The sequence below is a fragment of the Rhodococcus sp. NPDC055024 genome, assembly GCF_053608585.1.
This window is the reverse complement of sequence record NZ_JBSGVT010000004.1, coordinates 145,928-171,416: the sequence shown is the minus strand read 5'-3', so window position 1 is coordinate 171,416 and position 25,489 is coordinate 145,928. Positions and strand designations below refer to the sequence as shown.

The 25,489-nt window shown below is 61.5% G+C and carries 24 protein-coding genes; 12 read left to right on the top strand and 12 right to left on the bottom strand.

Annotation, left to right across the window (positions count from 1 at the left end; genetic code table 11):
- Positions 1-56: 56 nt before the first annotated feature.
- From metE to aceA, 3 genes are all read right to left on the bottom strand, one after another.
- On the bottom strand, positions 57-2,363 hold the full coding sequence (gene metE, locus ACWF6P_RS11565; protein ID WP_452621103.1) for a 5-methyltetrahydropteroyltriglutamate--homocysteine S-methyltransferase: 2,307 nt from the start codon (positions 2,361-2,363) through the stop codon (positions 57-59).
- 92 nt (positions 2,364-2,455) lie between these two features.
- On the bottom strand, positions 2,456-3,352 hold the full coding sequence (locus tag ACWF6P_RS11560; RefSeq protein ID WP_003941541.1) for a 3-hydroxybutyryl-CoA dehydrogenase: 897 nt from the start codon (positions 3,350-3,352) through the stop codon (positions 2,456-2,458).
- 198 nt (positions 3,353-3,550) lie between these two features.
- Positions 3,551-4,840, bottom strand: a complete 1,290-nt coding sequence (gene aceA, locus ACWF6P_RS11555) for an isocitrate lyase (protein ID WP_003941533.1) — start codon at positions 4,838-4,840, stop codon at positions 3,551-3,553.
- Between the two features lie 513 nt (positions 4,841-5,353).
- Between aceA and ACWF6P_RS11550 the strand changes: the two genes are divergently transcribed.
- The 4 genes from ACWF6P_RS11550 (at position 5,354) to ramB (ending at position 9,231) form a co-directional block, all read left to right on the top strand.
- Positions 5,354-5,986, top strand: coding sequence for a serine/threonine protein kinase (locus ACWF6P_RS11550; RefSeq protein ID WP_452621102.1), 633 nt, complete (start codon positions 5,354-5,356; stop codon positions 5,984-5,986).
- Between the two features lie 79 nt (positions 5,987-6,065).
- Entirely contained in the window at positions 6,066-6,353 is a 288-nt protein-coding gene (locus tag ACWF6P_RS11545; protein ID WP_452621101.1) for an FmdB family zinc ribbon protein, read from the top strand.
- 81 nt (positions 6,354-6,434) lie between these two features.
- On the top strand, positions 6,435-7,694 hold the full coding sequence (gene fmdA, locus ACWF6P_RS11540) for a formamidase (protein WP_019744435.1): 1,260 nt from the start codon (positions 6,435-6,437) through the stop codon (positions 7,692-7,694).
- 124 nt (positions 7,695-7,818) lie between these two features.
- On the top strand, positions 7,819-9,231 hold the full coding sequence (ramB, locus tag ACWF6P_RS11535) for an acetate metabolism transcriptional regulator RamB (protein WP_452621100.1): 1,413 nt from the start codon (positions 7,819-7,821) through the stop codon (positions 9,229-9,231).
- Positions 9,232-9,236: 5 nt separating this feature from the next.
- Here the strand turns inward: ramB and ACWF6P_RS11530 are convergent, their stop codons facing one another.
- From ACWF6P_RS11530 to ACWF6P_RS11490, 9 genes are all read right to left on the bottom strand, one after another.
- Positions 9,237-10,256, bottom strand: a complete 1,020-nt coding sequence (locus ACWF6P_RS11530) for an alpha/beta hydrolase (protein WP_452621099.1) — start codon at positions 10,254-10,256, stop codon at positions 9,237-9,239.
- Positions 10,257-10,387: 131 nt separating this feature from the next.
- The gene (locus ACWF6P_RS11525; protein WP_452621098.1) at positions 10,388-11,407 is read right to left on the bottom strand and encodes an alpha/beta hydrolase; all 1,020 of its coding nucleotides are present in this window, start codon (positions 11,405-11,407) and stop codon (positions 10,388-10,390) included.
- Between the two features lie 68 nt (positions 11,408-11,475).
- Positions 11,476-13,116, bottom strand: a complete 1,641-nt coding sequence (locus ACWF6P_RS11520; protein ID WP_452621097.1) for a class I adenylate-forming enzyme family protein — start codon at positions 13,114-13,116, stop codon at positions 11,476-11,478.
- A gap of 9 nt (positions 13,117-13,125) precedes the next feature.
- On the bottom strand, positions 13,126-13,830 hold the full coding sequence (locus ACWF6P_RS11515; RefSeq protein WP_452621096.1) for an ABC transporter ATP-binding protein: 705 nt from the start codon (positions 13,828-13,830) through the stop codon (positions 13,126-13,128).
- 2 nt (positions 13,831-13,832) lie between these two features.
- Complete coding sequence (locus ACWF6P_RS11510; protein ID WP_452621095.1) at positions 13,833-14,606, bottom strand: ABC transporter ATP-binding protein; 774 nt, start codon at positions 14,604-14,606, stop codon at positions 13,833-13,835.
- Complete coding sequence (locus tag ACWF6P_RS11505) at positions 14,603-15,562, bottom strand: branched-chain amino acid ABC transporter permease (protein WP_452621238.1); 960 nt, start codon at positions 15,560-15,562, stop codon at positions 14,603-14,605. Before ACWF6P_RS11505 ends, ACWF6P_RS11510 begins: the two co-directional genes overlap by 4 nt.
- 68 nt (positions 15,563-15,630) lie before the next feature.
- On the bottom strand, positions 15,631-16,506 hold the full coding sequence (locus tag ACWF6P_RS11500) for a branched-chain amino acid ABC transporter permease (RefSeq protein ID WP_054186876.1): 876 nt from the start codon (positions 16,504-16,506) through the stop codon (positions 15,631-15,633).
- A 15-nt stretch (positions 16,507-16,521) separates the two neighbouring features.
- Positions 16,522-17,706 carry an ABC transporter substrate-binding protein gene (locus ACWF6P_RS11495; protein WP_378537439.1) on the bottom strand — a complete coding sequence of 395 codons (1,185 nt, stop codon included), beginning with the start codon at positions 17,704-17,706 and terminating at the stop codon, positions 16,522-16,524.
- A gap of 126 nt (positions 17,707-17,832) precedes the next feature.
- Complete coding sequence (locus ACWF6P_RS11490) at positions 17,833-18,573, bottom strand: TetR/AcrR family transcriptional regulator (protein WP_452621094.1); 741 nt, start codon at positions 18,571-18,573, stop codon at positions 17,833-17,835.
- Between the two features lie 267 nt (positions 18,574-18,840).
- On the opposite strand from ACWF6P_RS11490, the gene urtA reads away from it, so the two are divergent.
- From urtA to ACWF6P_RS11450, 8 genes are all read left to right on the top strand, one after another.
- The gene (gene urtA / locus ACWF6P_RS11485; protein WP_230816876.1) at positions 18,841-20,097 is read left to right on the top strand and encodes an urea ABC transporter substrate-binding protein; all 1,257 of its coding nucleotides are present in this window, start codon (positions 18,841-18,843) and stop codon (positions 20,095-20,097) included.
- 54 nt (positions 20,098-20,151) lie between these two features.
- Positions 20,152-21,036, top strand: coding sequence for an urea ABC transporter permease subunit UrtB (gene urtB, locus ACWF6P_RS11480; RefSeq protein WP_095970422.1), 885 nt, complete (start codon positions 20,152-20,154; stop codon positions 21,034-21,036).
- On the top strand, positions 21,033-22,139 hold the full coding sequence (urtC, locus tag ACWF6P_RS11475) for an urea ABC transporter permease subunit UrtC (RefSeq protein ID WP_317552531.1): 1,107 nt from the start codon (positions 21,033-21,035) through the stop codon (positions 22,137-22,139). Before urtB ends, urtC begins: the two co-directional genes overlap by 4 nt.
- The gene (gene urtD, locus ACWF6P_RS11470) at positions 22,136-22,966 is read left to right on the top strand and encodes an urea ABC transporter ATP-binding protein UrtD (RefSeq protein WP_452621093.1); all 831 of its coding nucleotides are present in this window, start codon (positions 22,136-22,138) and stop codon (positions 22,964-22,966) included. Before urtC ends, urtD begins: the two co-directional genes overlap by 4 nt.
- A gap of 3 nt (positions 22,967-22,969) precedes the next feature.
- Positions 22,970-23,662 (top strand): urea ABC transporter ATP-binding subunit UrtE, encoded by a 693-nt coding sequence (gene urtE, locus ACWF6P_RS11465; RefSeq protein ID WP_452621092.1) that lies wholly within the window; start codon positions 22,970-22,972, stop codon positions 23,660-23,662.
- A 1-nt stretch (position 23,663) separates the two neighbouring features.
- Positions 23,664-24,353 carry a GntR family transcriptional regulator gene (locus ACWF6P_RS11460; protein ID WP_452621091.1) on the top strand — a complete coding sequence of 230 codons (690 nt, stop codon included), beginning with the start codon at positions 23,664-23,666 and terminating at the stop codon, positions 24,351-24,353.
- A 277-nt stretch (positions 24,354-24,630) separates the two neighbouring features.
- On the top strand, positions 24,631-24,927 hold the full coding sequence (locus ACWF6P_RS11455) for a hypothetical protein (protein WP_452621090.1): 297 nt from the start codon (positions 24,631-24,633) through the stop codon (positions 24,925-24,927).
- Between the two features lie 45 nt (positions 24,928-24,972).
- Positions 24,973-25,461 (top strand): hypothetical protein, encoded by a 489-nt coding sequence (locus ACWF6P_RS11450; RefSeq protein ID WP_378447077.1) that lies wholly within the window; start codon positions 24,973-24,975, stop codon positions 25,459-25,461.
- Positions 25,462-25,489: the final 28 nt, after the last annotated feature.

Genomic DNA, 25,489 nt, shown 5'->3' with positions numbered 1-25,489 from the left:
GTGCATGGAGGGACCTGCAACTCGCAGGCCCCTCCATGACTTGTTCTTTACGTGACTTACCCGGCGTCGCGCTCCGCTTGCTCGGCCCGACGACGCAGGCGCCTCGCGGCCGCAACCATGTTGCGCAGCGAAGGCTCGAGCTGCCACGGATGGCGGGTCTTGAGGCCACCGTCCGGGTTTGCCCACAAACGATCGAGGGAGATCGATTCGCTTGCCTCAGTCAGCAATTCGTCGAGCTCGTCGATGTCCGGAATCCGAGCCGAACGAGATTCGTAGACACCGGGGCCGACGCCGTGTGTGAGCGCGCCTCCCTTGAGTGCTTCGAGAACCCACGTGATGGAGCGGGTCGCGACGATTGCCGTCACATCTGCGTCCAACCGTTCGATGGCGTCGACCACCGACGACCGAGCGGAGTACGTCAGATGTGTGTGGATCTGTGTTTCCGGCTTCGCTCCACCTGTTGCCAGACGGAACGCGTCGACGGCCCAGTCCAGGTAGGCCTCCCGGCCGTCCTCACGCAGTGGCAGCAGTTCACGAATTGCCGGCTCGTCCACCTGGATGATGGCGATTCCGGCGGCTTCGAGATCCGCGATTTCGTCTCGAATCACAAGTGCCAGTTGCTCTGCCGTTTCGTAGAGCGGCTGATCCTGACGCACGAACGAACGAGCGATCATGGTGACAGGACCCGTCAGCATGCCCTTGACCGGCTTGTCGGTCAGCGACTGCGCGTACGCAATCCACTCGACCGTCATCGGCTTCGGACGTGCGATGTCTCCGTAGAGAATCGGCGGACGCGTACAACGAGATCCGTAGGCCTGAACCCAACCGTTGTGCGTGAAGGCATAGCCCTCGAGCAGTTCGGCGAAGTACTGGACCATGTCGTTGCGCTCGTGCTCGCCGTGCACGAAAACATCGAGACCGATGTCCTCTTGCAGACGGATTGTGCGCTCGATCTCTTCCTGGATGCGCTTGTAGTAGTCGTCCCACTCCAAACGCCCCTGGCCGAGTTCGTAACGAGCCTGGCGAATCGCGTCGGTCTGCGGGAATGAACCCAGCGTCTGGGCCGGAACCAAAGGCAGGTTCAACCGTTCCTGCTGAGCTTTGCGACGCTCCTCGTACGGTGCACGCACACGATCTTCGGGCTTGATCGCGTTGACCCGAGCACGGACTGCGTGCTTGAGCTTGAAGTGCACCTTCGTCGGACGCTTACGCCACTTGTCCGAAGGACCTTCGGTGAGCGCCTTCGCCAGTGAGACGACCTCGCCGACCTTCTGCTTCGCAAAAGCCAAACGGTCTGCGACGTCTCCCGGAATGTCGTACTCGGAGAGCACGTCATACGGCACGTGCAGCAGCGACGACGAGGTGGAGACGACGAGGTCAGGTACGACGTCCTTGAGTTCGTTCAGGTACGTCAAGGTGTTGAACCGGTCGACGCGCCACACGTTGCGGCCGTCGACGACGCCTGCGTAGATGCGCTTGCGCTTGATGTTCGGCACCGCGGCCAGTTCCTCGGCCGTGATCTTGCCGTGCACCAAGTCCAGACCGAAGGCCTCGATCTTGGTGGGCGCCAAGATGTTGAGGGCTTCGCCGAACTTGCCGTAGGGGCCCGTCACCAACAGGCGCGGGCGCAGCGGGGCCGTCGAAAGCTTCTCGTATGCACGTCCCAGAGCCGCGAGCTCCTCGGCGGTGCGGTCCTCGGTCACCGAAGGCTCGTCCAACTGAACACAGGTGGCACCGGCCTTGGCGAGCTGCTCGAAGAGCTTCTCGTACTCGGGCAGGATTGCGTCCAACAGATCGAGTGGGGTGAAGTTCGGATCGGACTTCTCGGTGGCGGGCCCGACCTTCGAGAGCAGAAGCAGCGAAACGGGTCCCATGATGACGGGGCGCAATTCGATGCCGCGCGCCTTCGCACGTTCGAACTCGTCGAGCAGTGCTTCCGAGTTGAGCGAGAACACCGTGTTCGCGTCGATCTCGGGCTGACGGTAGTAGTAGTTCGTGCCGAAGAAGCGCACCAGCTCGAGAGGCGGGAAGTCGGGGCGACCGCGGGCCATCGTGAAGTAGAAATCGAGCGGATCGAGTGCGCCCTCGAGCGGCTTGAACCGCTCCGGCACTGCGCCGAAGAGCAGCGCATTGTCGAGCACGTGATCGTAGAAGGAGAAGGTGTTGCCGGGAACCTGGCTCAATCCCGTCGCAGCCAATTCGCTCCAGGTCGATTCCTGGAGTTCCTTGGCGACCGCGAGGAGTGCGTCCTTGTCCGAAGTGCCGTGCCAGTAGGACTCGAGGGCGCGCTTGAGCTCACGGCGCGGCCCGATGCGCGGATACCCCAGGACGCTGGAGCCGAATGCTGCAGTGCTGCTGGACATGCGGTCGACCTTTCTAACCGAGGGGCGCGAGCGCCCTGTGCGCGTTTATGGAGTCTCTACACTCCACAAACGCGCACAGGGGGCTTTGGGCCTTAGCTTGCCTGCTTGGTGGAGCGACCGTTGTCGGCGTATTCGTAGAAGCCCGCGCCGGACTTCTTGCCGGTCAATCCGGCTTCGACCATACGCAGGAGCAGCGGCGGAGCGGAGTACAGCGGCTCCTTGAACTCTTCGTACATGGAGTCGGCGATGGACTTGACGGTGTCGAGGCCGACCAGGTCCGTCAGAGCCAGCGGACCCATGGGGTGCGCGAGGCCCAGAACCGTTGCCTTGTCGATGTCTTCCTTGGTAGCGAAGCCCGACTCGACCATGCGGATCGCCGAGAGCAGGTACGGCACCAGGAGTGCGTTGACGACGAAACCGGAGCGGTCGGCACTGCGGACGACCTGCTTACCGAGGATGTCGCTGGCAAAAGCCTCGGCGCGCTGCGAGACGGAGGCACTGGTCTTGAGCGTCGTCACCAATTCGACGAGCGGCAGAACCGGCACCGGGTTGAAGAAGTGCATACCGATGACTCGCTCGGGACGCTTGGTCGAGATGCCGAGCTTCATGATCGGGATCGACGACGTGTTGGATGCGAGAACCGCATCCGGGTCCGTCACGACCGCGTCGAGCTCGGCGAAGATTTCGCTCTTGATCTTCTCGTCTTCGACGACGGCCTCCACGACGAGCTGGCGGTCCGCGAAATCTCCCAGATCGGAAGTGAAACGCAGACGCCATGCGGCCTGCTCACGCTCGCGCTCTGTGATCTTTCCGCTGCTCACGCCGCGGTCGAGCGAACGCAGGATGCGTGAACGCCCGGCTGCTGCAAGCTCGCGAGTCTGCTCGAAGACCAGAACATCGACATGTGCGCGGGCGCACACCTCGGCGATTCCGGCACCCATGATTCCGGCGCCGATAACGCCGACGCGCTGAATTTTTTCGCTGGTCACGTCAGCTCCTTGTTTGTCTCGTGGAGTTTGTCTGGTGGAGTTTGTCTGGTGAAGGTGTTGCAAAGTAGACACTTCGAACTGCGTCGACACTGCTGGCCGACGCAATCGGAACTGCCTTGAAGACGAGAGAAAGTAGATCGGTGATACAAGCAGGGGAGAGACCCGAAGCCGAGCCTCTCCCCCACCCGAAGTCAGTTCTTAGTGGAACTGGCCCTCTTCGGTGGAGCCCTTGAGAGCTGCCGTCGAGGTGTTGGGGTCGACGGTGGTGGCGATGGTGTCGAAGTAGCCGGCGCCAACCTCACGCTGGTGCTTGATGGCGGTGAAGCCACGCTCTTCAGCAGCCTTGAACTCGCGCTCCTGCAGGTCGACGAATGCCGTCATGCCTTCGCGAGCGTAGCCGTAGGCCAGGTCGAACATGCCGTAGTTGAGCGAGTGGAAACCGGCCAGCGTGATGAACTGGAACTTGAAGCCCATTGCGCCGAGCTCCTTCTGGAACTTCGCGATGGTCGCGTCGTCCAGGTGCGCCTTCCAGTTGAAGGAAGGGGAGCAGTTGTAGGCCAGGAGCTGGTCCGGGAATTCGCTGCGAACGGACTCGGCGAACTTCTTTGCAACCTCGAGATCCGGCACGCCGGTCTCCATCCAGATGAGGTCTGCGTACGGTGCGTAAGCCTTGGCGCGAGCGATGCAGGGCTCGATGCCGTTCTTGACGCCGTAGAAGCCTTCAGCCGTGCGGGTTCCGTCGAGGAACGGGCGGTCACGCTCGTCCACGTCGGAGGTGATGAGGGTTGCGGCCTCAGCGTCGGTGCGGGCGATGATGACGGACGGAACGTCCGCGACATCGGAAGCCAGACGAGCCGAGGTCAGGGTGCGGATGTGCTGCTGCGTGGGGATGAGCACCTTGCCACCGAGGTGGCCGCACTTCTTCTCCGAAGCGAGCTGATCCTCCCAGTGGACACCGGCAGCGCCGGCGCCGATCATGGCCTTCTGCAGCTCGTACGCGTTGAGAGCGCCACCGAAGCCGGCTTCGGCGTCGGCAACGATCGGAGCGAGCCAGTTGCTGACGGAGGTGTCACCCTCGGTCTTGGCGATTTCGTCGGCGCGCAGCAGTGCATTGTTGATGCGACGAACGACGGTCGGAACCGAGTTGGCCGGGTAGAGGCTCTGGTCCGGGTACGTGTGGCCCGAGAGGTTCGCGTCGCCGGCAACCTGCCAACCGGAGAGGTAGATGGCCTTCAGGCCGGCGCGAACCTGCTGCACAGCCATGTTGCCGGTAAGTGCACCGAGGGAGTTGATGTAGTCCTCGTTGTTCACGAGATCCCACAGGATCTCGGATCCGCGACGAGCGAGGGTCTGCTCCTCGACGACGGTGCCCTGGAGCTTGACGACCTGATCGGCCGTGTAGTTACGAGTAACGCCCTTCCAGCGAGGGTTGGTGTCCCAATCCTGCTGGAGCTCAGCTGCGGTCTTCGGGGTGCCGGTGGTCGACATCAAGACTCCATCTCTTTGATCTGCTGGTCCGGCCTGTTGTGAGCAGTACGTGCGTACTACTTCACATACTTGCCAGGCCCTTCTTGTGTACTTACCGAGAATGGCACATCGAAAAAGTGCCGTCTACCTGTTGCTAATGCCAATCTTCGCTACCTTTTCAACACACTTTGCTAACTCTGTGAAGATTCCTCCACGGCGAGCACTGCCCATTCGGACAGGTTCCGTACTGGCGAGTAGTAAAGAAACCGCAGGCTGTGAACGAAATGCACTCAACTCCGTCACTTGCGAATTACGCCTGTTCGCACAGCGCACGGAACGGGCCAGTCCGCTACTTCGGAGCCAACTTCGACACCTGTACGTGACCGCAATCACTCAGCGGCAACAGCCCTCACTCGGACAATTCCCGAGATCGAGGTCACGCAAAGCCCCCGACAACCCGTTCGCCGGCCATATGCTGTCGAACCATGACTTGCCGTTCGACGCCCTCGACACCACTGAACGGGCGATAAAGCTGTGCCGGACAACTATCAACAGCCACCGAACAACCAGGCATGGTCGCAATCCGGTCCACAACCGCCGCAGTTGGGCTACCGGGCCGCGCCGCAGTCCTATCCCCCACCACAGGGATTCCCGCCTGGACCGCCACGTGGAAATCCGCCGCCACGTCGACCCGGCTGGGTGATTCCGGTATCGATCATCGGTGTCATCACCGTGTTGGCTCTCTTCGGCGGGTTGGCGTGGGTTCTGTGGCCGAAGGACGTCCCCAACTCCACAGTCGGTGGACCCGCCCACACCACCACCGCCGCCGCGAACACACCTGGCACCACCGGTGCCACGACAACTGCTCCCAGCACGACATCCCCGACGACCACACGCGCCGCGAACTTCCCGGCAGGCGCGGCCGCCTGCCCCGGCGGGCAGCCGGCCGGAAGTTACAAAGAATCCGCGACCAGTGGGGGCAAAACATCGTGCGAGTTTGCTGAGGCAGTTCGGATCGCCTACGGAAACTCCGGTGCCACCGGTACATCCAAGACGGTCTCCGCACGTAGTCCGGTGACCGGCAAGGAGTACACGATGGCATGCAAGGTCGCCTCCGGCATCGTCACCTGCACCGGCGGAGACAACGCGGTTGTGTACTTGCGCTGACGTGCGCACTTGCGGCGGTAGCAACGCGGCGCTTGTCGTTCCAGTGTCGTACTGACGGATCCTCCGATAGCGTGACCGCATGCCCCTGTACGAGTTTCGCTGTACCGGCTGCGGCCCACTCGAGCGGTCGTTCGCGATGGCCGCAGTGCCCCAGTCGATCAGTTGCCCCCAGTGCAGTCTCGAGTCCAAGCGGGTGGTCTCGTCTCCCCGGTTGAGTCATGCGTCCTCAGCCGCGATGGGTCTGCTGGACAGCACTGCTCGATCGGCTCACGAGCCTGCCGTGGTCAGTGGGTCACTACCCGGCCACGGCCGAAAAACTGCCCCGACCACATCCAATCCGTTGCACCGCAAGCTACCTCGCCCCTGAGCACCCTCGCCGCGAGTCACGATCCGACACGAAAGTCCTGCCGCCACGAGTTTTCCGTTTCTTCGAGAATGAGGAGTGCATATGCCTGAACTGCTGTTTCCACTCGATTCCGCCAAGAAATTCACCGACCAGGCGATCGTCGGCCACAATCGGTGGCACCCGGACATCCCGGCAGCGGTGACGGTGAAACCCGGTGATGCGTTTCGTGTCCATTGCCGCGAATGGTTCGACGGCGCAATCCACAACGACGACTCCGCCGACGACATTCTCAATGCACCACTGACCACGGTCCACACGCTGTCCGGCCCCTTTTCCGTCGAAGGCGCGAAGCCCGGCGACCTGCTGATCGTCGACATCTTGGATATCGGTCCTATCCCCCAAGAGGATTCGGGTCCGTTGGCCGGCCAAGGCTGGGGGTACACCGGCATCTTCCCTCGGAACAACGGCGGCGGATTCCTCACAGAACAGTTCCCCGACGCGTACAAGGCTGTCTGGGATTTCTCCGGACAAACGGCGACGTCGCGCCACATTCCGCATGTCTCGTTCACAGGCATCGTCCACCCGGGACTCATGGGCACAGCTCCGTCGGCAGCCCTGCTCGCCAAGTGGAATGCCCGCGAGGGCGCCCTGATTGCCACCGACCCCAATCGGGTTCCCCCGCTTGCGCTTCCGCCTGAGCCCCGCGATGCCGTTCTGGGAACCTTGACCGGTGACGAGTACACACGCGTGGCCGGCGAGGCGGCTCGCACCGCTCCCCCGCGCGAGAACGGCGGAAACCAGGACATCAAGAACCTCACCAAGGGCAGCCGAATCTTCTATCCGGTGTTCGTGGACGGTGCAAATCTGTCGGTGGGCGATCTTCACTTCTCCCAGGGCGACGGTGAGATCACGTTCTGCGGTGCCATCGAAATGGGCGGCTTCATCGACCTTCGTGTGGACATCATCAAGGGCGGCATGGATACCTACGGCGTTTCCGAGAACGCGATCTTCATGCCGGGCAACACGGATCCGCAGTATTCCGAGTGGCTTGCATTCTCGGGCACTTCAGTCACGTTGGACGGCGAACAGAAGTACCTGGATTCGCATCTGTCGTACCAGCGTGCGTGCCTGCACGCGATCGAATACCTGACCAAGTTCGGCTACGCACCGGAGCAGGCGTACCTGCTACTCGGTGCGGCACCGATCGAGGGTCGCCTGTCGGGCGTCGTGGATATCCCCAACTCGTGTTCGACGGTGTATCTCCCGACCGCGATCTTCGACTTCCCTCTCGCACCGTCGTCGAGCGGACCGTTCCAGATCGATCCCGGAATCGGCGCCCCTCGCTCGGAGAACAGGGTCTAGGCCTTCGGCCCGTGAGTGGTTAGGGAGTGCCGAGGCTCCTCAACCACTCACAGGGCCGGGGCCCCTGTGCGAAGACTGCGAACCCACCTTTGCGAAGCCGGACTGTCACTCGTATCCTGGGAAAATGTCGAAAACCTTTGTCGGTGTCCGGCTCCGCCAACTGCGGACCGAGCGCGGGTTGAGTCAGGCTTCGCTGGCCAAGACGCTGGAGATCTCGGCAAGCTATCTCAATCAGATCGAGCACGACGTCCGGCCACTCACCGTGCCCGTTCTCCTGCGAATCAGTGAAGTCTTCGGTGTCGACACCACCTTCTTCTCCCCGCAGGACGACACACGCCTGATCGCGGAAATGCGTGAAGTTGCCCTCGATCAGGAGATGGGTATCGACGCCGACGCCCACGAAATCGCGGAGATGGTCTCGACCCACCCCGGCCTCGCCAAGGCGATGGTGAACATGCATCGCCGCTTCCGCAACACGACGGCCCAGCTCGCCGCAGCCACGGAGGACCGTTTCTCGGACGGCAGCGGCAGCGGTTCGATCACCATGCCGCACGAGGAAGTGCGCGACTACTTCTATCAGCGACAGAACTACATCCACGATCTCGACACCGCAGCCGAAGAACTCACTGCCCGGATGCGCTTTCACCGTGGCGACGTCGCCGGCGAGATCGCCAGACGCCTCGAGTCCGTCCACGACGTGCAGATCGTTCGACGAGTCGACTTGGGCGAGAACATACTTCATCGCTACGATCCGGACACCAGGGTCCTTGAAATCTCCGCAAGGCTCTCGGGCGGGCAACAGGTCTTCAAGTTCGCGACAGAACTCGCGTACCTCGAGCATGGCGAACTGCTCGACTCGTTGGTGGCCGAGGGCAACTTCAGCAGCGAAGCATCGGTCTCCCTGGCGAAGCTTGGCTTGGCCAACTATTTCGCCGCGGCCACGGTGCTGCCCTACAGCCAGTTTCACGAGGTTGCCGAGGACTTCCGTTACGACATCGAGCGCATGTCTGCCTTCTATTCCGCGAGCTACGAGACGATCTGCCACCGCCTCTCGACCCTGCAGCGCCCCAAACTTCGCGGGGTTCCGTTCATGTTCGTACGTGTCGACCGTGCCGGAAACATGTCGAAGCGTCAGTCCGCCACGGGATTCCACTTCTCCACCAGCGGCGGCACATGCCCGCTGTGGAACGTCTACGAGACGTTCTCTTATCCAGGCAAGATCATGCCGCAGATCGCGCAGATGCCCGACGGTCGCCGATACCTGTGGGTCGCACGCACGGTCGAACGTCGAGCGGCTCGATACGGACAGCCCGCAAAGATCTTCGCCATCGGACTGGGATGCGAGATTCGCCACGCGCATCGACTCGTCTACAGCGACGGTCTGGATCTCGACGAGTCGAATCCGGGAACGCCGATCGGCTCGGGCTGCCGTGTCTGCGAACGCCTCAACTGTCCGCAGCGCGCCTTCCCTCCATTGGGTAAAGACCTCGACATCAGCGAGCACCGGAGTTCGATTTCGCCGTACGTGATTCGCTGAGCGCGCTAACGCACGTAGTTGTGCAGGAACGCGACTGTGCGATCGAACGCGATCATCGCGTCGACGGTGTCGAGGTCGAACTGATATTCGTGGTCGAGCGCAGGCTCGTGATCGTCGGGGTAGAACAGTGCGTCTACTTCGACGCCCAGATCGGCGAGCCGATCTGCCATAGGTTTCGACTGGCTGGCGGTCAGTGGGTCGACATTTCCGCCGGTGATGAACGTCGCTGGAAAGCCCGAGGTCACATGGCCCAACGTCGACATCTGACCCACTGCAGTCGACCCGTCGAAGTCCCTCGTTCCGAGATACCCCCACAATGACTGCTTGTCGACGCCCCAACCGAAGTACTTCCCCTGCGACAGTAGCGGTTTCAGATCGAAGACCCCGCAGTCGAGGACAACTCCGCGTATCTGCTCGGGTCGTAATGCCGGTTCCAACCCCATTTCCGACGCGTAGTCAGGGCTGGTCATGACGGTCGCCAACTGACTGGACAACTGCGCGCCTGCCGAATCTCCCGCAAGAAAGAGATTGTTCGAATCGACATGCAACCTGTCCGCATTGCTCGAGATGAATCGATACGCGTCGTTCAGTTGATTCACAGCGGTGGGGTAATACGCCTCGGGCCCCAGTGAATAGTCCACCGAAATCACGGTGAAACCTTGATCTGCCAACAGTTTGTAGTAACCCTCGGCATCAGTTCTCGATCCCGATATCCAGCCACCGCCGTGCACCCAGACCACCGTCGGTAGCGCTGACGTGGACTCCGACGGGTAGTACACGTCCAGTTGCGCATCGTCGTCGCCGTCGCGGTACGACTGATCGAGGACCGAGACGATTCCTGGCGGTGCATGCCTGTCGAGTTGTGCGTGAGTCGCTTCTGAGCCGCCCGCCGACATCCACCGCACGAGGAGAACTCCTGGCCACGGACTGACGAGCGCGGCGGTTATGCCGGACAGGATGACGACGAACACCGTCATGATTCCGACAATGCGCCTTCGCCGTCTGTCGGGGGAAGACGCTCGCACAACAACTCCTGGTGTCGGATCGGATCTCCCCAGGCTAGACCAAAAGGACTAACTGGGAATTCCCTGCAGACACACCCTCGGAGCTTTGTCCGAAATGACCATTTTCGCAGTGGTTCACCACAATCCGACATTCAACCGGTACGAGCGTCGAGAAACTGAACCGTGCGATCGAGCGCCGTGAGGCCGTCGGCATTGTCCAGATCGAACTGATACTCGTGACCGAGCGCCGGAACGTGATCGGCCGGATAGAACAGTGTGTCGACCCCCACTCCCATCCCCGTCAATTTCTCAGCCAAAGGTTTCGACTGAGAATCGGTCAACGGATCCGCGTTACCGCCGCTGATGTAGGCGGGCGGAAATCGATCGGTGACGTAGTTCAAGGTCGACATCTGATCCGCTGCATCGGTACTCATGAAGTCGCGCACACCGGTATATGCCCAGAGGGACCGATCAACTCCCCAACCGATGATGCCGGGTCCGCCGACCATGTTCCCGACGTCGTAGATTCCACAGTTCAGAATCACTCCGCGTAGCTGATCCGGCCGCAGCGACGGGTTCACGCCCACGCGGTCCGCATACGCGGGATCAGTGACGAGAGTGGCGAGCTGACTCGAGAGTTGCGCTCCCGCAGAATCACCGGCGAGAACGATCTTCGTCGGATCAACGTGCAGCCGTTCTGCATTCGCGACGACGTACGCGTGTGCGTCGTTGAGCTGTCGCACCGCTGTCGGGTAGTGATGCTCGGGCCCGAGCGAGTAGTCCAGGGAGACAACGGTGTATCCGTGAGAAGCCAGCAGCTCGTAGTACGACGCGTAGTTGGATTTGCTTCCCGAGATCCAGGCACCGCCATGCGTCCAGATCACCGTGGGCAACGCTGAAGTCGTCGCTGCAGGAAAGTAGACGTCCAGATACGCGTCGTCGTCATCGGCGCGATAGTGCTCGTCCTTGATCGAGTCAACGCCACCTGGAGCATGCTTCTCGAGCGCCTCGGTGACTTTCACCGCATCACGATCGAAGACCCAGCGCACGGTGAGCGCGCCGGGTCTCGGGCTCAGTACAAAAGCCAGAACCACGGCTCCGACAAGGACTATCACTGTCCCGAGAGTCCACAGTGCTCGCTTGCGCCATCGGTGCGGTGAAGGGTTCGTCATCGGGTTTCCCTCACTCTCGGCACAATGTCCGGATCAGCGTAGCGCGAAGCCGTTACCGCCAGGCTCGATCAGCTGAGTTCCGCGATCCGCCTCTGCGCGAGCGCCTTGACTTCACCCTTGGCTACCTTGCCCCCGGCCGCCATCGGCAATTCGGCGACCGTCATCACGTACTCGGGTATGTACTCGCGGGTCACTCCTCGGCTCTGCAGCCAGGCAGTCAAGTCCTCCGAACTCAGATCGTCATCAGCGGACACGACGACCGCACAGACCTTCTCACCGAACAGCGGATCGTCGACTCCCACTACCGCGACCAGTTCCACCGAAGGGTGCGCGCGTACATACTCCTCGACTTCGACCGCGGAAATGTTCTTGCCGCCACGAATGATGATGTCGGCTTTGCGTCCGACCACACGCACCCGTCCTGTCTCGTCGATCTCGACGATGTCGCCGAGAAGCATCCAACCTTCGTCGGTGTACAACTCGTCGTTCGCATCGACGTCACCCCAGTACCCTTGGCACATCAGTGGGCCGTTGACCGCAGGCTGACCTCGACGGACGGCGTCGGTCACTTCCTCTGCCGCATCGTCGAATACACGAACTTGCATTCGATCGATGACGTGACCGCACGTCTTCAGGCGGGTGTCGGGATCGTCCAAGACCGTCGTCACCGAGACGGCGCCGGTTTCGTTCGATCCGTAGAACTGCAGGACTGCCGCCCCGGTACGTTGCTCGAAAGCCAGTGCCTCCGAATACGGCACGGCTTCACCACCGGTGAACATGAAACGAAGTGACGAGAGATCGGCCGATTCCGCGGCCTCCGAGCGCAACAGCATCTTGAATTGTGTACTCACACAATTCAAAGCAGTTACCCGTTCGCGCTCGATCAACTCGATCATCACCGATACGTCGAAGCGTTCCATGACGACATTACGAGCACCGAGTAGCGCAGGCAGGAAATGCGAAGTCCAGAGACCGAATCCGAAAGGTGCCGGAACCGCGCCGAGGAACACCTCGTCTGCACCGATCGCCGCCGCCTCGGCTGCAATCTCGGAGAAGGCAACCCAACGGTCCTCGGTTTGAGTCACCAACTTGGGCAGGCCCGTCGTGCCGGAGGTCGAGTTCAGCATCGAAACGCCCGACGTGACAAAGCACGGACTGGTTGCGGGGAAACGCTTGATTTCGACCGGCAACGAAGTGAATTCGCCACCTGCGCCCGCGCGTTCGAAAATCACATCGGCGCGTTCGTCGGCGAAGACGACGTCCAGTCCGGGATGCTCGGCCCGAAGACTCGCCACGAGTTCGGCGGTGTCGACGCCTCGCAGCGTGCGCGCGGTGACCAGAACGGATGCTTCGGAGCGGGCGATCAGATGAGAGATCTCGCGAATGCCGGAGCGCGAACCGATTCCGACAGCAACGCGGCCGGTCCGAAATGCTGCGCAGAGAGCCGCATGGAAGACAGCGGTGTCGGGAAGCAACACGGCCACATGCCCGTATCCCTCACCCGCTAGGTCCAGTGCCGACGCGATGGCATCGGCAGCGGCGTCGTACTGTTTCCACGAGACCCTCGACTCCGGGGTGACAAAGGCTGTTTCGTCCGGGATGGTCTCAGACCAATGCCTGACCATCTCACTGATGCTGACACCGGCGAACCGAGCCGGATTCGTGGCGAATTCACCGACGGTGAAGTCGAGTGTCTTCGTTTCAAACATGATCGTCGATCATCTCCCGTCGGCGCTGAGTACGCCCATCGATTGTTTGTACGCGTTGTCCAGTGTCGCTGCGGAATCGCATTCGCGGACGAGTTCGCCGCGTTGCATGACATATCCGCGGTCGACAACCGACTTCAGTGCAGCCAGAGCCGGTTCCGTCACGACGACGGTCACTCCCTCGGCGGCCAGATCGCCGACCAACGCTCGCAGTTCCGCGACGATTTTCGGTGCCAGCCCGGTCATCATCTCGTCGAGGAGCAACACCTTCGGAGTTTCCAGAAGGGCCCGCCCCAGAACCAGCATCTGCTGTTCACCACCGCTGAGAACCCCGGCATAACTTTCCGAGCGTTCGCGCAGGATCGGAAACCTCTCGAAAGCTGTTTCCACGGCCTCGGCCTTCAAACCCATCAGGTCGGCGCCGACGCGTAGGTTCTCGCGAACGGACATACGCATGAACAGTTGCCTGCCTTGGGGTACATAGGCAAATCCGCTACGGACTCGGGCGAGAGCCGAAAGTTTCTGAATCTCGCGACCGTCGATCGTGATTTTCCCGGTAGCGGGAACCGAGCCGTAGATTCCTCCGATCAAGCTGGTCTTGCCCGCACCGTTCGGTCCCACAATCGCGGTCACTTCACCGGCCGGGGCGGTGAGGGAGACGTTCCTGACGGCAACCGCGGAGCCGTATCGAACTGTGACGCTGTCGAGCTCGAGCATCGTCAGGCACCTTCCTCGTATTCGGAACCGAAATAGACTTCGCGCATCGCATCGCTGGCCAGGCACTCTTGCGGCGGTCCGTAGAACGCCACCGATCCGAAATTGAGCAGAACGATCTTGGTTGAGAGCGCCGCGATGAGATCGACGTTGTGATCGACCAGAACCACTCCCTTGCCCTGTGCAGCAATCGATCGAACAGCACCGGAAATCGCGGCGATACCGTCGTGATCCGCACCGGCAAACGGTTCGTCCAGCAAAAGGACTTCGGGTTCGCTCGACATCGCGCGCGCTACCTCGACCAGGCGCTGCGCACCCAAACTGAGATCCCCGCAGGCACTTTCGACATCGGTAACCGAGTACCGGGAGGCAATCTCCCGGGCCCGCTGCGCTGCGCGATCCCAGTTCTCGAACGGTCCTTTGATCGCCCACCACAGCGAGTGCAGCGGTGAGGTGATCTTGTGCCCGTACAGTCCCGGAATGATGTTGTCGATCGCGTCGAGTTCCGCTGCGAGCTGTGGATGCTGGAACGTACGCGAGAGCCCCTGCCGTGCACGGCGCTCCGACGGCCCGGTCAAGGCAGCACCGGCGAGCGTGACCGCTCCGGAATCTGCTTGCTGTGTGCCGAAGATGCAGTCCACGAGTGTGGTCTTGCCTGCACCGTTCGGACCGACCAGGCCGATCACCTCACCCGGTCCGACGCTGAACGAGACGTCGCTGACTGCGCGGACCCCACCGTAGGACTTGTGGAGCCCGCTCACTTCGAGTAGCCGAGTCATCGGTTGCCACGCTCCTTGTACAGACGGTTCATTCGACCCAGAACGTTCTGGCTCCATCCGATCACCCCGCCAGGCGCGACGATGAGGATCACCAGGACGGCTCCGGCGAGCAGCAGTTCACCGCTTCCCTGGTACCCGGGCATGTTCAGCGTCACGATCACCACGATCAGTGCACCGAGCGGAGCACCCCACGCGGAACCGCGACCACCGATGATCGGCATGAAGATCGCGAGGAAAACAATACTGAGAGTGAATGTTTCAGGAGTGAGCGCTTGCACCGACACGGTGAACAGCGATCCGCCGGTCGACGCGATGGCGGCACCGACCGCCAGCGCCACGACGGTCAGGTGAGCGGGATTGACGCCGGAAGACCGTGCGACATTGCGATTGTCGCGGGCAGCTTGCAACATCAGACCCCACACGGATTTCCGAAGCCGATCGACAGCGACCGCGATCAGACACACGAAAAGGATCGCGAACACGACCAACGCGTAACGCGGTGGCTCCCAACCGAACATCGTCGCAGTCTCGACACCCGAGATCCCGGCGGAACCACCGGTGAAGCTCGGCCCGTCGATCAGCCAGTGCTCGAAGGCGATACCGAACAACAAAGTGACCGCGGCGAGGTAGAACCCGGAGAGTTTCTGCGTCGCCAAGCTGAGGAGCACTGCGACCGCTGCAGCGGCGAGGGCGCCGAGCATCCATCCCCACCACATCGACAACCCGGTCCGAACAGAGATCAGCGCAACGGCGTACGCACCGATCGCGGCGTACGCGCTGTACGCCATCGACAGTGATCCGGCCAGAACGAACGGCACATACATTCCGAGAGCGATCAACGAATAGGTCGCAGCGAGGAACACCAGATCCTGCCGATACAGACTCGGCCCCATCCACAGCAGCACGGCGGCAACCACTGCCACGGTGATCAGAGCTTCCCGTGACACGGCAAGCATTCTCGTCCTGGAACCGCCACCTGAAGCGGGCGGACGTGACGTGAGCGGACTGGTAGAAAGCGAGGCCATCAGACGCGAACCTTCCTCGAGAGCAGGCCTTCCGGACGGAAAGCGAAGAACACCAGTGCAATCAGCAGAATCGCGGTTTGAGCAGCACTCGCGCCGAAGTAGTACGGGGCGAATACCTGGACGACGCCCAACACCATTCCGCCGATCAGCGGAGCCCAGCTCCGGCCGGTACCGCCGATGACAAGCGCGATGAAGGCGGTCAGGGTCCACGACAGGCCGCTCGTGAACTGAACACCGGCCTTGGGAGCGAACAGAAGTCCGGCAACGGCGGCGATCACACCGGCGAGGGTGAACGCGATGAGCCGGACACGGTCCACCGGCAACCCCAGGACACGGGCGGCATCCGGACTGTCGCCGACGGCGCGAAGCAGACGGCCTGAGGTGGACCGGTTCAGCCACAATCCGATACCGACGAAGATCAGAGCAGTTCCGACGACGAGTACTACGGTCGAACTGTCGACGGTGGCGCCGAGCACCGATATCGGATCGAAGTCGAAGATCTTCTGTCCGGGAAGCGGTGTGCGGCCGAAGACCGTGCCGGCGAGCTGCTGGATCCCGAACAGGACCGCGGTCACAGCCACCAACGCCGGTAGTTCCCCCCGACCCGAGCGCTTCTGAACCTGTTTGACCACAAGCTTTTCCGTCAGAATCGACAGCGCCACTGCCACCGCGATCCCCAGCGGCATGGCAATCCAGAGAGCGAGCCCGTAATTGATCGCGACCCAACTCGACGCCATGGCCGCAGCCATCGCGTACGGGCCCATCGCAAAGTTGAAGAAGTCGGCGCCGACCACCACGAGATACATTCCGAGGGCTATCAGCGAGAAGAATGCACCGATCTCGATGGCTGCGAGCCACAGTTGTGCGTCTGTCATGTCAAGGCTCCTCGGTTATCCGCACGGGGGTTGGTAGGAATCCCACGGATGGGCCGGTTTGTTGTCCTCACCGAATTCGATGAGCACCAGTCCGCAGAGGCTGTCCGGAGCCAGATGATCCTGTGGGGAGAACGACAGTGTCAGTCCGTCCTGGCCGAAGCTGGCGGGAAGTGCCGAAACCTGTTGAAGAGCATCACGAACGGCCGTCCGATCTCGGTGATCGCCGGCAATTTCGATGGCCTCGGCCAACATCATGACGGCGTCGTACGCCTGTGCGTCGTAGGCAGTCAGTTGATAATCAGGGCCCTTCACTGCCTGCACCTTGCTGCGCAGTTCGGCGGTTCTCGGGTTGTTCGCACTCAATGAGCCCATGTACACCATGCCGCTCAACGCCTTCGGGTCCGCCAAAGCCCAAGATGCAGGCTGGTTTCCGATGGAAGCGAGTGAGAAGCGTTGCGTCTGCGGGGTGATTTTCGACAGGGTGTTGTGAGCGAGAATCTCGAAGTGCCCGCCGATACTGGCGACCAGGATTGCGTCCGGTTCAGTTTCCGAGAGGCGCGACACCTGCGCGGTGATGTCCGCGGCATCGACCGGCGCCTTTTCGACCGCCGTCACTCTGGCGCATTTCTCGAGCGCCGGCCGCAGGGTCTTGATGATTCCGTCGATGGACGCACTAGCGTCACCGAGAATTCCCAGGGATTTGTACCCCATCTTCTCGAAGGCCCCGCAGTACACCTGGGCATACTGCTTCAACGAGTTCGGAATCATGAACGAGTAGTCGTTGTCGGGCGCCGAGGCAAAAGCGTCGCTGAGAACGACCGGAGCTATCGCAGGAATCTTCGACTGCTGGAGAATCGACTTGGCTTGCAGGACCGACCCGCTGCCCGTGGCGAGGATGACCGCACTGGATCCGTGATCGACCAACTTCCGAATGATCGACGGTGTCTTGGTGGGGCTGCTCTCGTCGTTCTCGACAACCAATTCGACTTGCTTACCGTTGATTCCGCCCGCCTGGTTGATCAGGTCGACGGTCATCCGTACGGTCTTGCCGGCGATCGTGCTGTACGACGCACCGGGGCCGGTCGAGTCCTCGTCCAAACCGATGACAATGGTGTCTTCGGGAATGACACCGGCAGATGCGCACGCGCTCGCCCCGAGTACCACTGCCGCGCAGACGGCAATCGCCTTTCCGAGTCTCACATCGAACTCCCGTCCAAACTCTGCTTGGTAAATCAAACAAGCGCTTGATTCACGACTGTGGACAGAAGTATGCACTGGGTCACACCGATAGTCAAAATCCGAACTACACGGGCAGGAACTGCGGTGTTACGGCTTCTGCAGGTGCCGGATCGAGGAGCTGAGTTCGCGAATGACGGACTTCAATTCATCAACATCAGAGCGGAGTTCGGCTAATTCAGAGTCGGGAGATTCGGTCTGCGCATCCTTCTTCGCGGTGCGCCGCGCAATGCGTGCCACCGGCTCTCCGTCGCCGGAACGTGCGGCGAAGCCGTCCAGGAATACCGAGATCAGATTGCGCTGCAGATCGTCGGCCAACTCGGAAAGCTGCGGGCGATACTGCGCGACGGTGGACCAGACGGATTCACGCAGGAGCCGATGAAACTGCTCGGGATCGATGTCCTCCCGAAACTCCCCGTCGGCAATTCCGCGCGCGATGGCCGATCGCCAGTAACTGTGGGCCTTCTGCACCAGGACCGTGATGGGAGCGTCGGCCGGCTGCGACGAAAGAATGGCCTCGCCCTGATACACCTCGGTGGCATACGGGTGATCGACCGCAGAGGCGAAGGACACCGAAACCATCGTGGCCAGGCGATCGCGAGCCGAACCTTCCGGCTCGATCGAGTCCTCGTACCGGACGTTGAGATCTTCGAGGAACCTGACGACGATCTCGTTTGCTATCGCATCCTTGGAGTCGAAGTAGTGATAAAGGCTCCCGGAAAGGATCCCGACTTCGTCGGCGATGTCGCGCACCGTCGTCGCAGCGATTCCCCGCTCGCTGAACAGCTTGGCCGCATGAGCGAGTATTTCGTCCCGTCGGGTCGAGCGCACGAGAAGATCCTTCCGACGTTCCGATTGTCAAGCGAGTGCTTGATCGATTTCTCGTCGATGCTAACACCGCACCCCTGCTGACCTGCGGTGTGAGGTCCCGGACATCGAATGGAAACACCGGACACACACTTGTCACCGACAGTCATTCCACCGCAACAACTTCCACCTACTCTGTGCACTCGACGAATACAGCGTTGTATACGCACCCCGGATACAGATCTGTCAGAGCCATTGTCTGCCAGAGCCATCGACACGAAAGGCCCGTACATGCGAACCTTCTCGAAGCGCACCCTTGCCGCGCCGGCCGCTCTCGCCGCGCTGGGCTTGGTTCTCACCGGCTGCGGAAGCAAGGCAACAGACACCGCAGCGGGAGATTCGACGGCTACGTCGTGCGTCGACACCTCGGGGGACACGATCAAGGTCGGTTCCCTGAATTCACTCTCGGGCACCATGGCCATCAGTGAAGTGACGGTCCGCGACTCCATCTCGTTGGCGGTGCAGGAGATCAACGATTCCGGCGGTGTGCTGGGCAAGAAGATTCAGATCGTGGCAGAGGACGGCGCGTCGGAGCCGACGGTGTTCGCCGAGAAGGCCGAGAAACTGATCAGCAGCGATTGCGTCGCAGCAGTTTTCGGTGGCTGGACCTCCTCGAGCCGTAAGGCCATGCTGCCGGTGTTCGAGGACAACAACTCTTTGCTCTACTACCCGGTCCAGTACGAGGGACTCGAAGATTCCAAGAACATCTTCTACACGGGTGCAACGACCAACCAGCAGATCATCCCGGCTCTGGACTACCTGAAGGAGAAGGGCGTCAAGTCGCTGTATCTGGTCGGCAGCGACTACGTGTTCCCGCAGACCGCCAACCGCATCATCAAGGCGTACGCGGCAGCGAACGGCATCGAGATCAAGGGTGAAGACTACACGCCATTGGGCTCGACCGACTTCTCCACCATCGTGAACAAGGTGCGCACCGCCGACGCGGATGCCGTGTTCAACACACTCAATGGTGATTCCAACGTCGCGTTCTTCCGTGAATACTCGAATGTCGGCCTGAAGCCTGCCGACATGCCTGTCGTCTCGGTTTCCATCGCGGAAGAAGAGGTCGGCGGTATCGGTGTCCAGAACGTCGAAGGCCAGCTGACGGCGTGGAACTACTACCAGACCATCGACTCCCCCGAGAACAAGAAGTTCGTCGCGGCGTACAAGGCGAAGTTCGGCCAGGACAAGCCCACGTCCGATCCGATGGAAGCGGCATACACCTCCGTCTACCTCTGGAAGAACACCGTCGAGAAGGCCAACTCGTTTGCGGTCAAGGATATTCAGGACAACGCCGACGGTGTGACCTTCCAGGCACCCGAAGGACTCGTCACCATCGACGGCGACAACCACCACATCACCAAGACTGCTCGGATCGGCGAAATCCGTTCCGACGGACTCATCTACACGGTCTGGGATTCGGGACAGCCGATCGAGCCGGATCCGTACTTGAAGAACTACCCCTGGGCCGAGGGACTCGGCAGCTGATCGAGGAAAGGCGGAATTGACGGAATCGACGAGTAGAGAGGTGGAGCGTCTGTCATGGATGTCGTGATCGGACAGTTGTTCACGGGTTTGAGTATCGGATCGATTCTCCTGTTGGCAGCGTTGGGATTGTCTCTCACGTTCGGGCAGATGGGTGTCATCAACATGGCACACGGCGAGTTCATCATGGCCGGCTCTTACACCGCATATGTAGTGCAGCAGGTGATCTCGAATGCAACGGGATCGTTGATCATTTCTCTGCTCGTCGGTTTTGTCGTCGGCGGACTGATGGGTGTCGTACTCGAAGTGGTCCTGGTATCGCGGATGTACCACCGACCCCTCGACACCCTGTTGGTGACGTTCGGCGTCGGATTGATCCTTCAGCAGTTGGCACGAGACATCTTCGGGGCGCCGGCAGTCAACGTTTCGGCACCGACCTGGCTTTCGGGTGGGGTCGACATCTTCGGCGCCGTGGTCCCGAAGACCCGCATCTTCATTTTGGTATTGGCGATCGCTGCGGTGATCGCGCTTTCGGTCGCGCTGAAGCAGTCGTCGATGGGTAGACGCATCCGCGCCGTCGTACAGAATCGCGATCTGGCCGAGACGAGCGGAATTTCTTCTCGTCGTACGGACATCACGACCTTCTTCCTCGGATCCGGGCTCGCCGGCGTAGCGGGTGTCGCGTTGACGCTCATCGGTTCCACCAGTCCGACCATCGGCCAGTCCTATCTGATCGACGCCTTCCTGGTTGTTGTCGTCGGCGGTCTCGGTCAGATGAAGGGAGCTGTGATCGCAGCCTTCGCCCTCGGCATCTTGAACTCGTTCATCGAGTACTCGACGACGGCGTCGATCGCGAAGGTGATCGTGTTCGTCATCATCGTCGTCTTCCTTCAAGTCCGGCCACAGGGCCTGTTCGCAGTCAAGACGAGGAGCCTCGTATGAGCATCCTGAACAATTCCCGAATTCGGGTGTGGGGCGGTTTTGCACTCGCCGCGATCGTGCTGTTCGCCATCGCTCCGGCTGTACTCTCGGACTTCAGGCTGTCACTGTTGGCCAAATTCCTGTGCTTCGCCATAGTCGCTGTCGGCATCGGTTTGGCTTGGGGCAGAGGCGGAATGCTCACGCTCGGCCAGGGCGTGTTTTTCGGAATCGGCGCATACGTGATGGCGATGCACCTCAAGATCGCCGATGCCGAACTCAAGGGCGACGCTGTCCCGGACTTCATGTCCATCGCCGGCAAGACCGAACTGCCGGGATACTGGCAACCGTTCGCCTCGCCATTCGTGGCGATCTTCGCCATCCTTTTCCTGCCGGCCGCTGTTGCCTTTCTCCTCGGACTCGGTGTGTTCAAGCGGAGGGTCAAGGGCGCGTACTTCGCGATCCTCTCGCAAGCACTCGCCGCAGCTTTTGCGATCCTCTTGATCGGACAACAATCGATCGGTGGCAGCAACGGCCTCAACCGCTTTCGCACGTTCTTCGGTTTCAACCTCAATGATCCGGCGAACAAGCAGATGTTGTTCTTCATCGCCGCCGGAGTTCTTCTCGCGTCGGTAGCTCTGATTCGCCAGCTGATGAACTCCCGATACGGCGAACTGCTCGTCGCGGTCCGCGATCAAGAGGAGCGCGTGCGTTTCCTCGGATACGATCCGGCGAACATCAAACTGGTCGCCTACGTGACCGCGGCGTTCCTCGCCGGAATCGCCGGCGCGCTCTTCGTTCCGATCGTGGGCATCATCTCCCCCGCCGACGTCGGGATCGTGCCGTCCATCGCCTTCCTCATCGGAGTTGCGATCGGCGGCCGCGCAACGCTTCTGGGTCCGGTACTGGGTGCGATCGGCGTGGCATGGGCGCAGTCGACATTCTCGGAAAAACTCCCATCGGGATGGATCTACGCGCAAGGGCTGATGTTCATCGTCGTAGTCGGATTCTTCCCGGCAGGTGTGGCCGGATTGTTCGCTCTGATGCGCCACCGCAAGAAGCGTGAGACACCGATCGGCCCGCCGGTCAAGGTCTCCCAACCCGAACCAGTCGAGGTGTCGTCATGACCAACACAACCGCCACCACCGAGCCGGCACTGGGCGGCAACGCCGGAATGTCGTCCGAGTACCTCGAAGTACGGAACCTTTCGGTCAGCTTCGACGGTTTCAAAGCAGTTGACGGCGTCGACTTGACCCTCATGCAGGGCGATCTGAGGTTTCTGATCGGTCCGAACGGGGCTGGAAAGACAACGCTGGTCGATGCCATCACCGGGCTGGTTCCCGCTACCGGTTCCATCACGAAGTCCGGCGAGCAACTGCTCGGCAAGAAAGTTCACAAGATCGCCCGTCTCGGCGTCGGGCGAACCTTCCAGACGGCAAGCGTCTTCGAAGAGCTCTCGGTGCTGCAGAACCTCGACATCGCGGCCGGAGCCGGCCGATCACCGTGGAACCTGCTCAGAAAACGCAAAGGTGCGCTTCCCGAGATCGAAGAAGCACTGGAGACAACCGGTTTGGAGCACCTCAGGGACACTCCCGCGGGCATTCTCGCGCACGGCCAGAAGCAGTGGCTCGAAATCGGAATGTTGTTGGTACAGAACTGTTCCGTGCTTCTGCTCGACGAGCCCGTCGCAGGTATGAGCCTCGAGGAGCGCGAGGAGACCGGGAACCTTCTGCGGCGCATCGGCGGTGCGCGAACCGTCGTCGTCGTCGAGCACGACATGGACTTCATGCGATCCTTCGCCACGTCCGTCACGGTGCTCGCCGCTGGGAAAGTGCTCGCCGAAGGGACCGTGGCCGAGGTCCAAGCCGACCCCAAGGTGCAAGAGGTCTATCTCGGCACAGCCGCTGCCGGAACCGATCTCGGCGCCGACACCGAACCGACCCCGGAGGACTGAATCATGCTCGAACTCGTCGACATCCGCGCCGGCTACGGACGTACCGAAGTGATCCACGGCGTTTCCCTGCTGGTTCCCAGCGACGGGGTGGCGGCAGTCATGGGTCACAACGGTGCGGGCAAAACCACCTTGCTGCGCGCCGCCGTCGGACTGATCAAACCCACGCGCGGAAAGGTACTTCTGAACGGTGAGGACATCACCGGTCTGCGGCCCAGCGCCCGTGTCGCTCGCGGACTCGCCTACGTACCCCAGGGTCAGCAGTCGTTCGGACAACTGACAACTGCCGAGAATCTTCGAGTGGTCGCCGACGGGCGCAAACGCGGAAAAGCACTCATCGCAGAGGCATTGGATCTGTTTCCGGCACTCACCACGCTGCTCGATCGACGGGCCGGGCTTCTCTCCGGTGGGCAGCGACAGCAGCTTGCCATCGCTCGCGCACTGATCACCGAACCCAAGATCCTCATCCTGGACGAGCCGACCGAGGGCATTCAGCCCAACGTGGTCGCCGAAATCGAAAGGACCGTCATGGAACTCACCGAGCGAGGCGATCTCGGTGTCCTCCTCGTGGAGCAACACATCGGTTTCGCGCTCCAATCTGCGCAGCATTACAGCATTCTCGCGGCCGGACACGTGACCTCGGCCGGTGAGGGCGGCACCACGTCCACCGACGCGGTTCGTCGAGCGATGGCAATCTGACATGAGTGTGCGGCCGCCGCTGCGCGAGCAGGTCTACCGCTCGATCCGGAACGATCTGATGTCCGGTCAGATCGCGCCATCCGAACGACTCGGTGAGGAACGGTTGGCTCATCTCTACGGCGTCTCGCGAACACCGGTCCGCGAGGCGCTCGCAAAGTTGGAATCCGACGGGCTCGTCGAACGCGACGAACACGGCCTCTTTCCGTACCGACCGCACCTCGACGAGTTGGGTGGCCTCTACGAGCTGCGCGTACTCCTCGAGGTGCACGGGCTTCGGCGGGTACTCGACGGTGAAGCCCCCGTCCATGACAAAGACGCGCTCGGTTCCGAACTGGACCGGTGGTACGCGTTTCGCAAACAGATGCCGTTGCCGGACGCCGGTTTCGTGACCCTCGACGAGGAGTTTCACATTGCGCTCCTCGCCTCGTCCGGCAACCACGCACTGGTCGACGCTCTTCAGGCCGTCAACTCGAAGCTGCGCCCCGTGCGGATGTTCGACTACCTGACTCCCGACCGTATGAAGGCCACCGTGGAGGAACATATCTCCGTCGTCGAACTGGTTCTGGACGGCAAGATTCCGCAAGCGCACGAGGCACTGGTATCGCACATCGACATTTCTCGCACAGTCGTCCTCGACCGCGCCCGCCAAGCCCTCTCGTTGGCCGCTATGGCCAATGCCGTGCGGAATTGATCAGGTTCGTGTCGCCGACTCGAGGGTAACGACTTCGGTCACGTGGTCTCTCGTAAGCGGGATCAGCAGATACTCCCCCGGTACGGTTGGCTTCGGTCCGAGCTCAGCGCCTGGGACAGTACCCGTTGTGCCATCAGAGCATTCGACGGCAACTTCGCCCGCGTAGTCCACATCAGTCGCAACCTCACAGGTGAGTCCGTCATCCGTAGTGAAGGCGGAGATACTCGAATCGACGGGCCCCTGGAATACCGTCCCGCCTGAGTGCGCTGGAGTCGAGGTGACGGGCGTTGTGGTGACGGGTGTTGTGGTGACGGGTGTTGTGGTGACGGGTGTTGTGGTGAGCGGTGGACTTGTCTGCAGCGTGGTGGCTGTTGCCGCGGTGGTTGTGGCGGTGGCGGTGGTGGTTGTGGCGGTGGTGGCCGCTGTAGGTTCAGGCGTCGTCGTTCCCGTAGTCGGCGTGGTGGTCACGGGAACAGCTGTCGATGTTGTCGATGTGGGCTCGGCGACTCGCGCTGCCTGTCCGGTGACAAGGCTCAAGGGCGTCACCGGGGGTGAGGAGTCGAGTCCGCACTGAGCGGCCGACAGATTGACGGATATGTTCGTCGATCCGAGGATGACTGTGACCAGTCCTTCGCCCAAGATCGACAATGCGACGGTTACGGCCTCAACAGTGAAGCTCACCGAAACAGCGGAGGAAGCAACAACAGGCGCGGAACCGGAAGCCGCTCGGGTACTGGTGACCTTGATGTTCGAGAAGCGCGCTTCCACCCGCGCGAGCAATGGGACATTCGCCATCACGAAGGTCGCAGTAGTCGGCGACGTCGACGTGGCCGAACCGTTTGCACCCACTGCTGGGATGGCAACGGTGGCGCCGCCGACTTTCACGGTTCCTGTCGGCTGGTCAGTAGCCGCCGACGTACTCGCACAGCGCGCGTTTGTCTTGACGCTCGTGCTCGTGATCGCGTCCGCCGGTATCAACGTGATCCCCAGTACCGAAAGCAGATTCAATTGCAGGCCCAACGTAGAGGTAGTTTCCGCGTCCGCATCCGACCCGGCCACCCCACATGGGGTCGATGCCGACGCTCCTACGAGATACGCGGCGCACTGAACGGCGCTACCCGTGCGGCTGAGTGCGG